Raw genomic sequence first — 13,821 nt, forward strand, 5'->3', positions numbered from 1 at the left:
TGTATCTTGGTTGGATGTTTCCTGACGGGTTGACTTAATGGTCGAGCAGACGGTCCAGCGCATCGGGCTTGTCGTGAATCGCAAGCTTGTCAACGAGCGTGGCGCTGGCTTCGTTCATTCCCAGAATTTCCACCTCCGTGCCTTCGCGGCGGAATTTCAGCACCACTTTGTCCAACGCAGAGACGGCGGTGAGATCCCAGAAATGCGCATGGCTGACGTCAATGACCACTTTCGCCAGCACTTCTTTGAAGTCGAACTGCGTGATGAACGCCCCCGATGAAGCGAAGAAAAGCTGCCCGGCAACGGTGTAGGTGCGGGAGTCTTTCTCAGCATCCAGGCTGCTGCGTACGCGCAGGATCTGGGCGACCTTCCGGGCGAAGAACAGCGCACTGAGCAGCACGCCGACGCCCACACCGATGGCCAGGTTATGCGTGGCCACCACGACGATGACGGTGGAGAGCATGACCGTGCTGGAACTCTTCGGATGCAGGCGCATGTTCTTAAACGATGCCCAGGAGAAAGTGCCGATGGACACCATGATCATCACGGCCACCAGGGCAGGCATGGGGATCTGCTTCACCCAGGGGCCGAGCACGACTAACAAAATGAGCAGAAACACGCCGGCCACAAAGGTGGACAGACGGCCACGGCCGCCGGACTTCACATTGATGACGGACTGGCCGATCATGGCGCAGCCTGCCATGCCGCCGAACAGACCGGCGGCGATGTTGGCCAGACCCTGGCCGCTGCATTCGCGGTTTTTATTGCTCGGCGTATCCGTCATCTCATCCACGATCTGCGCGGTCATCAGAGATTCCAGCAGGCCCACAGCGGCCAGGCCGGCCGAGTACGGCAGGATGATCCAAAAGGTCTCCAGCGTCCACGCCACCTGCGGCCAGAGGAAGATGGGCAGAGAATCCGGCAGGGAACCCAGGTCCCCCACGCGGCGCACATCCAGTTTGAAAACAATGGCCAGCACGGTCATCACAATGATGGCAACCAGGGGCGAGGGCACCACCTTGGTTACGCGCGGCAGCAGGTAGATGATGGCCAGTGCACCCGCCACCATGGCATAGACCATCCAGCCTGCGCCTTTGAACTCCGGCAACTGCGCCATGAAGATGAGGATGGCCAGGGCATTGACAAAACCCGTCATGACCGATTTGGAAACAAAGCGCATGACATCGCCGATGCGGGCGATGCCGGCAATGATCTGGATGACACCTGTCAAGAGCGTGGCCGCCAAGAGATATTGCAGGCCGTGCTCCTTGACCAGGGTGACCATCAGCAGTGCCATGGCCCCGGTGGCAGCCGAGATCATGCCCGGACGACCACCGAAGATGGCAGTGACCACGGCGATGCAAAATGAGGCGTACAGCCCCACCTTGGGATCCACCCCGGCGATGATTGAAAAGGCGATCGCCTCCGGGATGAGAGCCAGGGCGACGACGATGCCCGCGAGCAAGTCACCGCGGATGTTGGAGAACCATTCTTGAGAGAGATTTTTGGAGAACACAGAGAAGTAGGAGTGAGTGGGGGGAGACGGAAGAAAATCGACGTGCCCGGCCAGTAATAAAGTCCGGGGTGTGAAGGCAGGTCCACGGTGCTGCATGGTTGCACCGGGGTTGACATACATGTCAGCCACCTGCGTGAGGTGGCGGGATTTGACAGGCTATGGCGGACTCACCTGCGGAAGCGTGGCGCAGGTGATGGCGGTTTTAAACGGACGGGGCATGGGGATTGGCAGTCAGTCACTTGCCCTCCGTTGGGCGCTGAATCAACCCTTTTTTACCCCGGCACCCCCTAACCATCATTGCATAAAAAAAGCGTGTGCAGGCAGAAAGCCCGCACACGCCACGGCGAAACTCGTTTTATGAACCGTAGCTGAAGCCCATGCCAGTCTTCTCCTTGGTGGTTTCCAGGAAGCTGTGGGAGATGACCACGTCATTGGCATCAAACACAGCGGTGACGGACTGGTAATAGGTGATGATCGCGCCGGGGATGAAAGCGGAGCCAGGGATCCAGGCCTTGCCGGTGGTCTCGCTTGGCTTGAAGGTCCAGGTGCCGGTGGCCTGCCCGGCAGCATTGGTGCCCTTGGTATAAAAAAGGCCCAGCTTGCCGACGATATCGCGGCGCGTGGTCACGCCGTTCTGGATCTTGGCGGCAGCCTTGGTCAGGTGTGAGCTTTTCCGGGCATTGAGAGGATTGGTCACGTCTCCCTCGGCATTGGTGGCAGGTGCTGCCGTGGCTGGCGGGGCGGATCCGGCCGGGGAGCTGGTGGCGGCGGAAGCGGGAGCTTCAGAAGTACCACAACTGGTCAGACCGGTGATGGCGGCAAGGGAGGCGACGAGGAGGAAGGTAGGTGCAGTTCTCATGCAAGGCCATGCAAGCAGGATAGGTGGAAACTGGCAAGCACAAGCCGTCATCAAATTTGCCACTTGCAAAAAGCCCTCTATTTGGCTAAATAGCCAAGCAGAATGTCAACAGTCACTCAACAATCTTCAACAGCAACCACACAGCGCCGTGTGGAGGTGATCAAGGCCCTGGCACACCCTTCCCGCATGCTGATCGCAGAGACCCTGATGAGCGGCGAGAAGTGTGTCTGCGACCTCCAAGCCCTCGTCGGCGCGGACATGTCCACCGTCTCCAAGCACCTGACGCTGATGCGAAAGGCGGGCGTCCTTGCCTGTGAAAAACGCGGTCTCAATATTTACTACCGCCTGGCCTGCTCCTGCCTGGGCAGCTTTCTGCGCTGCGTGGATGAACTGGCCCCCGAGGCCGAGGCCTGCGGGACCAACTGCTGCGACTGACTTTAACGAAAACCCAACCACCATGAATATCACCGAATTTCTCTCCCACCTCACTGCCCACGCGGACAAGCCGCTGCTCTTTGTGCTGCCGGATGGCGGCTTCATCCCGGCGCACTTTCACATCACGGAAGTGGGCCATGTGAAAAAGAACTTCATTGATTGCGGCGGTACGCGCCGCAGCGCGGAGAGCTGCCTGCTACAAACCTGGACCGCAGACGATACGGACCACCGCCTCGTTGCCGGAAAACTGAGCATGATCTTTGGCCGCGCAGGCGATGTGCTGCCCAGCCATGAACTGCCCGTAGAAGTGGAGTATGAAGACTTCTCCGTCAGCCAGTTTCCAGTGACGGATGCCTCCGTTTCCGACGGAGTGCTTGTCTTCCAGCTTGGACTCAAACACACCGACTGCCTGGCCAAGGAACTGTGCCTGCCCGGCGTGTGCGGCCCGGTCCCCACTGTGAATCTGCTCGGCTGCGCACCGGGCAGCGGCTGCTGCTAATCACTCGAGATGAACACCTTGACGAAACCTCGCGTTCTGATTCTTTGTACCGGAAACTCCTGCCGCAGCCACATGGCGGAGGGCATCCTACGCCAGGCGGCGGGGGATCTGATTGAAGTCCACAGCGCCGGGTCCAAACCGGCCGGGTACGTACATCCAAAGGCCATAGCGGCACTGGCGGAGATCGGCATTGATATCTCCGCCCATAGCTCCAAGCACATGAATGAATTTCTGGACCGCGACATTGCGACCGTCATCACGGTGTGTGGCAATGCCGACCAGGTCTGCCCCATGTATCCGGGCCAGGTGAACCGGCATCACTGGGGTTTTGACGATCCTGCCCACACCACCGGCACTGAGGAGGAAATCCTCGCCGATTTCCGGCGCGTGCGGGACCAGATCCGTCTGGTCTTCGGTGCCTATGCTGCGGGTTTAAAAGAGGGCGCGGGGAGAGCTGCTGCCTCCTGAGTGCTTCCTTCTTCAGCGGGGCTGCACGAGGAACAGGCCTTGGAAGGGTTTCAGCAGGTCTTCGCCGCTAAGGTCGGTGCCGGAGATGTCGCCTTCCCGCAGCCAGGCGGAGCCGCCGGGCGCTGGGGCCAGATAGAGGCTGTCATAGCCGCTGGCGCCGGCATTCGCATCACCTAACCATAAGCGTAACTTCGTGGCACCGGCAGGCTCGGGGCTGGGGGTGAATCCATCGGCAGCGGTCAGCTTCACATTCAGCGGTGATTTTTCCATGACCTGATGCGTGCCGACGAAACGCGTACCTGCCTGTGGCAGCAGCGGCCGGATGACCTGGGGCACCTGGCCGGCCAGCAGGACGGTGATTTCCTGCGTGCGGGCCTGCACCAGCACGGCATCGCCCGGACGAAGAACGGATGAGGCACCTGCATTGAAATTCCAGCCGGACAAGCCTAACCAACTGGATGCAAAACCGTTGGTGGCCGCATCATAATGAAGCACACGGTCAGAGGTTTCTTCACCGGCTCCGCTAACAAACTGTTCAGTAGGAAAAAGCTTCTCCAGGGTCCACACCGGACGCATGGCAACGCGGGTGCCCGTCAGGTCCGCCGGCAGTCCTTCAGCCGTGGTGACGAGACTGCCTTCCACGGCTTCCAGAGTGAAGCGCTGGCCGCTGTAAGGGCCGTCAAGAATCTCCAGATCCGCAGGCACTTCCAGCTCCAGGCCGGACAGGCCTTCCAGCCGGACCGACTGCTCCCCTTCCCGGCTCGCCACCCGGCCGGCGTAAAGCTCGGGCTGCTCCAGCGGCATGGAAAAGCTGCGGGTGCCCACCGGGAAAGTCTCCCGGCTGAACATCCAGGCCGGAGTGGTGGCGGAGGCTTCAGGCGTGCCGTTTAAATCCACATCCAGGCTGACTTTCAGGCGCACCAGACCGCGTGCCGCCCCGGCGAACAAAGTGCTGTCCACCCGGGCGTAACGCTGGGTCTGTCCGCCAGTGGCGTCAAAGGTGGTCTCAGACGGCACTCGTGCAGGGCTCCAGTTCTCCGCGTCGGTGCTGGTCTCCAGGATAAAGAAAAGGTCCGGACGGCCTGCCATCGGCTGGCTCACCAGCACATCGGTCATGCCGGTATCCGGCTGAATCTCCAGTCGGAAACGTCCAGACCCGCTGCGACCATCTGCCGGATCGGTGCCGAGGGCGTATTCCAGCAGGTTCGGGTAAAGGTCCGCATCGGGATTGTCCAGAGGTGCGGCCAGTCCGCCCAGAGACTGGCTCTCCTGCCAGGACGCAAAGGTGGATGCCGGTCCGGCGGACTCTGATGAAGGGCTTTCCTCGTTGAAGAACGCCATGGACATGGCCATGGGAGCGGCGGCTAATTCCGAGCAGTCCAGGCACTCCAGGCCAAGGTCATAAGTGAGGTCCGTGTTCTCATCAATGCCCTCATCATCCGCCATGCCGTCTGCGCCGGATTCGGCACTTCCTGCGGCGAGCTGCCCAGGAATGAGAGTGAAGACGGCCGTGCTCGCCCCATTGATGATGGGGCTGCTGTTGAACAGCAGATCCTGCCCCACATCGTCATCTCCGGGGACGACGCTGGTCAGGGGTTTGGCCCATTTTAAAGCGCCTCCGTTTTCAAACTGGATGGCTGCCAGGTGCAGGAAGTAGGAGCCGGGGTCAATGTCCGTCATCAGGTAGCGGCCGCCTTCATCGGTGATGGCGGCATTCACGGCCTCTGCCGTGTTCACATCATCACCCGCGCGGAAGAGCTGCACAAAGACATTGCGGATGCCCTCGTTGGGATTCATTCGGCTGTCGCCGTTGATGTCCATGAAGACCCGGTTGCCGATGGCCAGAGGTGCCCACAGGCCAAAGTCCACGGTGAGGTTGGTATCCGCATCGGAATCATTGTCGGTAATGGATTCCGTGCCCGGCTGCAGGGCAATGATGGGGCTGAACAACGGTGTGCCGGGTCCGGCAGGCTGGGCACCGTCATTGTTGTTATCCACATTGTTATCCAATGTGACAGGCGTGCCACCCGTGTGGGTATAACCATAAGGAGGGGTGACCTTCACATAGTAGTTACCCGGCTGCAGATTGGTGAAGAGATAAGCTCCGCTGGAGGGGGTGACGATATCGGAACCCACCTGCGTATCCGCCGCGCCGCCTGTACCGCCGATGGCATTGTCCGTGCCGGGCCTGAAAAGCTGCACCGTCGCCCCGGCGACACCGGTTTCATTGCCGTTCTTGAGGCCGTCATTGTTACTGTCCAGCCAGACCAGATTGCCGAGAGAAAGGGTCTTCACTGTGAGGGTCAGCGAGCGTGTGCCGGCGCAGCCATTGGCATCCGCCGCCCGCACGGTGAAAGTGCTGCTCCCCAGAGCCGTGGGAGTGCCACTGATGACACCTGAGCTGCTGAGGCTCAGGCCATTGGGCAAACTGCCGCCGCTGAGAGACCAGGCATAAGGGCTTACCCCGGAGGCAGCCACCAGGGTGGTGGAATAGGACGAACTGAGATAGGCAAAGGGCAGCGACGCAGTGCTGATGCTGACCGGTGCACAGCCGGGTGTCAGCGAATAAGCGCGCGTGCCAGTGCAGCCGCCTGCATCCGTAGCGCGGATGATAAACGAGGCGGTCGTGGTGCTGGTGGGAGTGCCCGTGATGGCCCCGCTGCTGCTGAGGCTAAGCCCTGCTGGCAGGCTGCCGCTGCTGATGGCATAAGTATAAGGCGCGGTGCCGCCGCTGGCGCTCACTGTCTGGTTATATGCGCTGCCTGCCGTGGCTGCTGACAGGCTGCTGGGAGTCATGGTGATGGTGGAGCATGTCGCATTGACCGTATAATTCTGCGAGATGGTGCAGCCGAATGCATCCGTGACCAGCATGGTGAAGTTATAGGTTCCTGCCTGCGACACCCTGCCGGTGATGGACCCTGTGCTGGCATTCAGGTTCAGACCCGGAGGGAAGGTTCCGCTGCTGATGCTGTAAACGTAAGGCTGGTTGCCATTGCTGACGGAGATGGTCTGGTTATAGGCGGCCCCGGCGGCCGTGTTTGGCAGTGAGCCGGGACTGATGCTCATGTTGGGGCAGGCCGCCGTTAAGGTATAGTTCCGGGTGGTCGCGCAGCCGTAGGGGTCCGTGATCCGCAGGTTGAAGTTATACGTCCCGGCTTCCGACACGGCTCCGGTGATGGTTCCAGTACTGGAGTTCAGGCTCAGCCCTGGCGGGAAGGTTCCGCTGCTGATGCTGAAGACGTAAGGTTGGTTGCCATTGCTGACAGAGATGGTCTGGCTGTAGGAGCTGCCGACGGTGGCATTCTGGAGTGAACCGGGGCTGATGCTCAAAACCGGGCAGGCCGTGGTCAGGGTGTAGTTCCGGCTGATGGAGCAGCCATACTGGTCGGTGACCAGAAGGGTCAGGTTAAAAGTCCCCTCCTCCGTGGCGGCACCGGTGATGGCACCGCTGCTGGAGTTCAGAACCAGGCCATCAGGCAGGCTGCCGGTGGTAAAAGCGTACGTGTAAGGCTGGCTGCCGCCGCTGGTGGAAATGGTCTGGCTGTAGGAGGTCCCGACCGTCGCATTCTGAAGGGAGCTGGGGCTCAGGCTCAGTGTCGGGCAAGTAGGGGTGAAGGAATAGGCACGGGTACCGGCACAGCCGCTGGCGCTGGTCGCCCGGATGATGAAACTGGCGGATGCACTGCTGGTGGGTATGCCGGAAAGCTGGCCTGAACTGCTGTTCAGGCTCAGGCCCGCAGGCAGGCTGCCGGCGCTCACCGTATAAGTAAAGGAGCCGGATCCTCCGGATGCAGAAACGTTCTGGCTGTAGTTAGTCCCCACCGTGGCCGCAGGCATGCTGGAGGGGGAGATGGTGACGGTGGGGCAGGAAGGTGTGACTGTGTAGCTTTGGGAATTGGTGGCGCACCCATAGGCATCCACCACGCGCAGTGTGAAGGTGAGGGCTCCTGCCTGGGAGGTGGTGCCGCTGAGGACGCCGTTGCCGGCCAGATTCAGTCCGGGCGGCAACCCGCCGCTGGCGAGGCTGAAGGTATAGGGCGCATTCCCGCCGGAGGCGGTGAAGGTCTGGCTGTAAAAGCTGCCAACGACCGGATTCGGCACCGAGGAAGGACTCACTGCGATGACCGGGCATACCGGGGTGACGGTATAATTGTTGGTGATGAAGCAGCCGTTGGCATCCGTGGCGGTGATGGTGAAATTCGCCGTATTTGTATTCACCGCCGGTCCGGTAAGAGTGCCGCTGCTGCTGAGGCTCATCCCCGTGGGCAGGCTGCCGCTGGAGACGGTGAAGGTGTAAGGTCCGGTGCCGCCATTGGCCGTGAAGCCCTGACTGTAAGAGAAGCCTACGGTGGGTGTGGTCAGGCTGGACGGACTGAGGGACAGCTGGGGACAATTCAGCGTCATGACATAGTCCTCCACCTCCCCCGTGCCTGCGGCTCCTGTGGGTCCTGGATTCTGTAAATTGGTCAGCCGGACGCGCACGCCCCTCACACCGGGCAGGGCATTGTTGGGCACGCTGAAATTGAGATTGCGCAGGACGCCGGCGGTTCCGCTGGCCACAAGGTTGTTGGTGACAATCTGCTCCCCGGAATCGGTGAAGCTGCCATTGCCGTTAAAGTCTATCCAGGCATTCAGATAGGCAGGTGCACCGCTGGTATTGGTCAGCGTATAACCCGCCGTGCCTGAGCTGCCCAGGCTGACGCTGGAAGGAAGGCTCACGCCGTCTTCATCATCACTGCCGGTGATGTCGTCTCCCGTTGCACCCGCATTCCGCACCGATACAAATTCCGTATCCACAGTGGCCCCGAGGCGGAGATTGTTGCTGGCGATGCTGGAGGCATCTGCGGCGCCGCTCCAGTCCCCGAAGTCCAGGGCAGGCCCCTGGATCTCCACGACGTAATCTTCCACCTCCCCAAGACCTGCTGCGCCGGTGGGCAGGGTGGTGGCGCTGTCACTGACCCGCAAGCGAACGCCCCGGTTGCTGCCGATGCTGGCATTCATCGGCACGGTAAAGGTGATGTCCTGGCTGGTCAGGAAAGGTCCGGACGCAGACCAGGGGGCCAGATAGGCGCCATCAATCACCACGGGTCCAGTTGCAAGACCGGAAAGCTCCCAGGCAACGGCCAAGTTATCCCCGCCACCGCCTTCTTTCATCAGCGCCTCAATATAATAGGGCTTGCCGCCTTCCAGGTTGATGGCGACGGATTTCTGCTGGGCATAGGTGGTCCAGGAACGGGAATTGGTCCAGCCCGGCACACTGGCGATGGTCACTGCATTGGCCGGGGTGGCATCACTGCTCAGCAGCAGCCGCGACTCGTCATCCCCCGCGACATAAAAGGTGTAGGTGCCGGTGACAGGCGGATACACCCAGCCGCGCATGCGCTGGCCCATGTTGTCCGCCCAGTTGACCGGGGCTTCAAAGCTGGTGGGGACATCAGAGCCTGTCGGATTGTTTGGGTAGGCCGCATTGTTGGTCAGGTCGGAAATGGCTGTACCACCAATGCCCAGCCACCACTCCCGCAGGATGCCGCCCTTGGTCACACCGGTGATGAGACGCGCCGGTTCCAGCCGCTCGCCGCCGCTGGTGACGGTGGCATTGTTCAGCACACCGTCATTGTTAAAATCAATCCACGCATGCAGGTAGGCAGGTGCGCCGGTGTCATTCACCACGGTGACAGGAAGAGTGACGGTTTTTCCGACCTCGATCCCCGCGGGCATGACGACGCCGTCCTCATCATCCAGGCCCGTGATATCATCCCCGGTGGCGGTGGCGGTGGTGGTGGCCGTGCTTTCCTTATCCACCAGCGCACCCAGGCGCAGGCTGGCATCCACCATTGCCGAAGCACTGCCGAAACTGGAGAAGTCTCCGAAATCCAGCATGGACTGCACAATGGTCGTGGCGTGATCTTCCACCTCTCCGATGCCGTCTGCCCCGTCAGGGCCGGGGCTGCTGACACTGGTCAGCCGGGCACGCAAGGCTGTGGCTCCCAGGCTGGCACCGGCAGGAACGGTGAAGTTCAGGGTGCGCGCCACGTTGGAAGTGCCGTTGGCAATGACAATGTTACTCGCGATCTGCTCCCCGGAATCTGCCAGGCTGCCATTGCGGTTGAAATCAATCCAGACATTCAGGTAGGCGGCCGCGCCGCTGGTATTGGTGACGGTCACGGCGGCACTGCCGGCGGCCCCCTGCTCCAGGGTGGCGGGCATCAGCACGCCGTCTTCATCATCCGTGCCGGTGATGTCATCTCCCGTCGCGGTGGCATTCGTGGTGGCGGTGGCCTCAGCATCTACCAGTGCTCCTATGCGCAGGTTGGTACTTATGATACTGGAGGCGCTAGGAAAAGAGGCATAGTCGCCGAAATCGGTGTTCGTTGTGACCACAACGGTCCGCGCCGCACTGGCCTGACAGCCCAGCGCATCGGTGGCCCGGAAAGTCACGGATACGCCGCTACCGTTCAGTGCGGAGGCGGTGCCGCTGAGCACGCCCGCACTGCTGAGGCTCAAGCCAGAAGGGAGTGTGCCGCTGACCACGGACCATGTGTAGGGAGCGGTGCCGCCGCTGGCTGTCAACGTGTGGCTGTAGGCCGTATTGATGATCACGCTGGGCGGCTGTCCGCTGAGAGTGATGGAGGGACAGGCCAGGAAACCAAAATCAATGGTCAAATTGGTATTGCTGTCGTTGTCACCATCGTTGGTCGGCTCCGTGCCGGCAACGAGGGAGATCAGCGGACTGCGGACCGGCTGCCCCTGGGAGGTCTGGATGCCGTTGTCATCATTGTCCTCCCCATTGTCTGCCGTATCGGTATTCGTGCTGCTGAGAGGGAAGGCCGCCGGTGGAGTGGGAATGTAAACAAAATACTGGCCGGGAGAAAGGTCATTGAAAGTATAAACCCCGCCCCCTGCCGTGGTAGAGGTAGCGGCCGGGGCTGCCGTGAGGGGATTTTCCCCGCCCAAGAAGAGCTGCACCGCTACGCCATCTATACCGGACTCCCCGCCGTCTTTGATGCCGTTGTTATTCGCATCATGCCACACGTGGTTGCCAATTTTCATGGACGGGGCCGCCCCGGGACAGGCCGCGCCATCGGAGTTGGTCACCACCGGGCCGCTGCCAATAATGGTCACGGTGCCATTGAGCACGCCGTTGGTCCGGTTGAAGACATAGAGGGTATCCTGGGAGGTGGAGCTGCTCTGGCTTCCGTAACCATAGGCCAGGCCGTTCGCGTCAATGGTCAAGGAACCGAAAGTGGACAGGTAAGAGGAGGCGATCCGAGTGCAAAGCCCGGTGACCAGATTGATTTCATGAAGGCCCAGGTTGTTGGAATCGTTCGTGTTGTAACCGTAAATTTTATCCGTCAGCGGATCCCAGACGATGTCACCAAAGTTACCCGTCGTATTATTGCCAGTGCTGGCATACCTGGTGACGAGCGGGCTGCCCACCAGGGTGGCAGAACCCAGGTCAATGGTGTAAAGGGTGGTCCTGGCATTGCTGAAAGTATAGCGGTTGATGATCATCTGCCCGTTGGTCAGAGTCGTCCCCCCGCCCCACTGGCCGTCCGTTTCAGAAGTGGGCAGGCCGGGGATTTCCCCCATGTCCACCAAGGTGCCCAGAGCGTTGATGCGATACAGGTGCGCACCATTTTGATCAATGCAGTAAAGGTAGCCCCCGTAGGCCGCAAGTCCGTTCAGCTTCTTGCCGCTGAAGATGAAAAGCGGCTCAAGTGACTGGTCTTCATTAATATAATATAAAGTGGTGTCCCACACTCCTGCCGTCTGCACGTTCTGGATGATGTAAAAGCGGTTGTCGCAGACGAAGGGGGCGCCCACGTTGGAGACGAAACCGAAGTCAATCGTATCATCCACATTACCTCCAAAACCCGGCTCCGTTCCCGCAGTGAGCTGGAACACGCCGCTGTAGGCCGCCGTGCCGGAGCCTCCCGGTTGTGACCCGTTATTGTCATTGTCAAAAACATTGTCCGCAGGGCCGACGACCGAGCTCACCCGAGACAGAGGCGGCGTGGGCACCTTGACAAAGTACCTCCCTGCGGTGAGGCCTGTAAACAAATAGCCGCCCCCGCCTGATGTGGTCGTGGTGGCCAGCTTGGTATCGGCATTGCTGCCCGTGCCGCCAATGGCATTGTCTGCCCCAGGAGACCAAAGCTCTACCAGTACGTTGTTGATGCCGCTTTCACCAGAATCAAAGCGACCATTGTCATTGGTGTCATTCCAGATGAGGTTACCCGCGCTGAGACCGGTGGTGATGGAGACCAGATAATCCTCCACCTCCCCGCTGCCATCCGCACCGAGCGGGCCGGGGCTGCTGTTGGTGGTCAGGCGCACGCGCAGTCCGGCATTCCCTAAAAGAGCGGTGCTGGGAATGGTGAAGTTGATCGTGCGGTTGCTGTTCGAGGTACCCTTGGCCACCGTGATGTTATTGGCGATCTGCTCATCACTGGTCAGCGTACCGTTCTGGTTGTAATCAATCCAGGCGTTTAAATAAACGGTGGAGGTTCCCAGATTGGTCAAATTGACGACGATGGAATTCGACTCCCCCCTGCGGAAGGCGACCGGCAAGGTCACCCCGTCTTCGTCATCGCTGCCGTGGATGTCATCCCCGGTCGCCGTTGCGTTGGTCTGGGCGGTGGATTCGGCATCCACGGTGGCCCCCAAACGGATGTTGGCATTGCGGGTGCTGCTGGCACTGCCGAACAAGCTGTAATCCCCAAAATCCGACGTCTGAGCCGCCACCTCTCCGGCTGAAAGCAGCAAAAACCCGGCCACCAGTGCCGCCATCCAGGCAAAAAGCCGCCCCCATAAAATGGCGCGGCTGAAGTAGAGATGACAAGGACGGCGGATCATGCGGCAGCGGATTCTCGATCAATGGGCCAGGTTCAGGCTGCAGGCGCGGCCCCGCCTTCTGCGGACCAGCCCGCCCAGCATGGCCACGCCCAGCAGCAGCACGGATCCCGGTTCCGGGACAGGCACCAGACTGGTCTGGAGGGTGTAGCCCTGGCCACCGCCGAAGGTGCCGTCCAGATTGCCGTAAATGGCGGTGTTGGCATCGTCCAGAAGCCAGACGTAGGAGACAGTACCAATGGGATCTGCCGGATCTGGAATGATCCAGTTGTCGCCATTGTCCCCCACATTCGTACCGTCTGCGACGAGCGCCCACTCGGTGCCAGCCTCCCGGTTTTTGGTGTTATAGACCCAAAAATAGACCACCTCACCCTGAGTGAAGATGTCCGTGGGGACGGGCGCATCACTGGAGGTTCCATCCGGATTGTGATCAATGGTTTTCGAAAATGACTGGACTCCAGGGTCCCAGCTTCCATCACTTTCAGAAGCCGTGGCAAAGACCTGCCAGTTGGCCGCCCAGTCATTCAGATTTTCCGAGGTCGGGACAAATCCGCCGGCAAAAATGCCCGCTTCAAAGGTAAAACCGCCGTCTAGCGGCTGCTCACTGGCATCAAAAAGCAGGTCATTAAAATTACTTTCCCAAAAGATGGTGCTGGCATCCGCCCGTGGAATCCCATGGAAAACTGCCAGGGCAGCCAAGGGAACAACCAGGCGATGAAGAAGGGGGATTTTCATGACAATGAAGGGGCTGACATTGGGCGACGTGAAGGCTCCACATGGGTAAGGATCTCACTCAATATGGAAATTATATCTCGATCTTGTAATTATCAATAACGTAATTGATAGAATTTTAAGTTTTCAAAACTATTTTGGCACTGCCTAAAGCTGACAGCCAAGCGATGGACAAGCCTTACTAATCGTCGGCGAACGTCCCGGCGAACTCCGAGATCCTCGCTCTGGTCCCCTCACCCTGGCCTTGCGTTTTCGGGCGGCATTGTTCACCGTGTCCTTGTGCTCGACGCTGACCTGGCCGCCCAACCTAACGATGCCTACTTCAAGGCCGTCTTCTCCGACCCTGTCTATGCCACGGCGTTTTTCCAGCGCCACCTGCCTGCTGAAACCGCTGCCCTCGTGGACTGGCCCTCCCTGGTCCTGCTGCCCGGCTCCTTTGTCAAAGGCAGCCTCCAGCAG

The 13,821-nt window shown here is 60.2% G+C and carries 8 protein-coding genes; 4 read left to right on the top strand and 4 right to left on the bottom strand.

What is annotated here, in order from left to right; all coding sequences use genetic code 11:
* Positions 1-34: 34 nt before the first annotated feature.
* Both WJU23_RS22935 and WJU23_RS22940 read right to left on the bottom strand, forming a co-directional pair.
* The gene (locus WJU23_RS22935; RefSeq protein ID WP_346334970.1) at positions 35-1,516 is read right to left on the bottom strand and encodes a SulP family inorganic anion transporter; all 1,482 of its coding nucleotides are present in this window, start codon (positions 1,514-1,516) and stop codon (positions 35-37) included.
* Between the two features lie 355 nt (positions 1,517-1,871).
* Positions 1,872-2,375, bottom strand: coding sequence for a hypothetical protein (locus WJU23_RS22940; protein ID WP_346334971.1), 504 nt, complete (start codon positions 2,373-2,375; stop codon positions 1,872-1,874).
* A gap of 102 nt (positions 2,376-2,477) precedes the next feature.
* Between WJU23_RS22940 and WJU23_RS22945 the strand changes: the two genes are divergently transcribed.
* The 3 genes from WJU23_RS22945 to WJU23_RS22955 are packed head-to-tail and all read left to right on the top strand — an operon-like array spanning position 2,478 to position 3,777.
* Positions 2,478-2,810 (top strand): metalloregulator ArsR/SmtB family transcription factor, encoded by a 333-nt coding sequence (locus WJU23_RS22945; RefSeq protein WP_346334972.1) that lies wholly within the window; start codon positions 2,478-2,480, stop codon positions 2,808-2,810.
* A gap of 22 nt (positions 2,811-2,832) precedes the next feature.
* Positions 2,833-3,309, top strand: a complete 477-nt coding sequence (locus WJU23_RS22950) for a DUF6428 family protein (RefSeq protein ID WP_346334973.1) — start codon at positions 2,833-2,835, stop codon at positions 3,307-3,309.
* Between the two features lie 9 nt (positions 3,310-3,318).
* Positions 3,319-3,777 carry an arsenate reductase ArsC gene (locus WJU23_RS22955; RefSeq protein WP_346334974.1) on the top strand — a complete coding sequence of 153 codons (459 nt, stop codon included), beginning with the start codon at positions 3,319-3,321 and terminating at the stop codon, positions 3,775-3,777.
* A 12-nt stretch (positions 3,778-3,789) separates the two neighbouring features.
* On the opposite strand, the gene WJU23_RS22960 is transcribed toward WJU23_RS22955, so the two are convergent.
* Positions 3,790-12,633, bottom strand: a complete 8,844-nt coding sequence (locus WJU23_RS22960) for a putative Ig domain-containing protein (RefSeq protein WP_346334975.1) — start codon at positions 12,631-12,633, stop codon at positions 3,790-3,792.
* Between the two features lie 18 nt (positions 12,634-12,651).
* The gene (locus tag WJU23_RS22965; protein ID WP_346334976.1) at positions 12,652-13,365 is read right to left on the bottom strand and encodes a PEP-CTERM sorting domain-containing protein; all 714 of its coding nucleotides are present in this window, start codon (positions 13,363-13,365) and stop codon (positions 12,652-12,654) included.
* Between the two features lie 276 nt (positions 13,366-13,641).
* Between WJU23_RS22965 and WJU23_RS22970 the strand changes: the two genes are divergently transcribed.
* The coding region (locus tag WJU23_RS22970) for an Rpn family recombination-promoting nuclease/putative transposase (protein WP_346334254.1) at positions 13,642-13,821 on the top strand (180 nt) is incomplete at its 3' end.

Origin of the sequence: Prosthecobacter sp. SYSU 5D2 (assembly GCF_039655865.1) — a bacterium.
Taxonomy (GTDB): Bacteria; Verrucomicrobiota; Verrucomicrobiia; order Verrucomicrobiales; family Verrucomicrobiaceae; genus Prosthecobacter.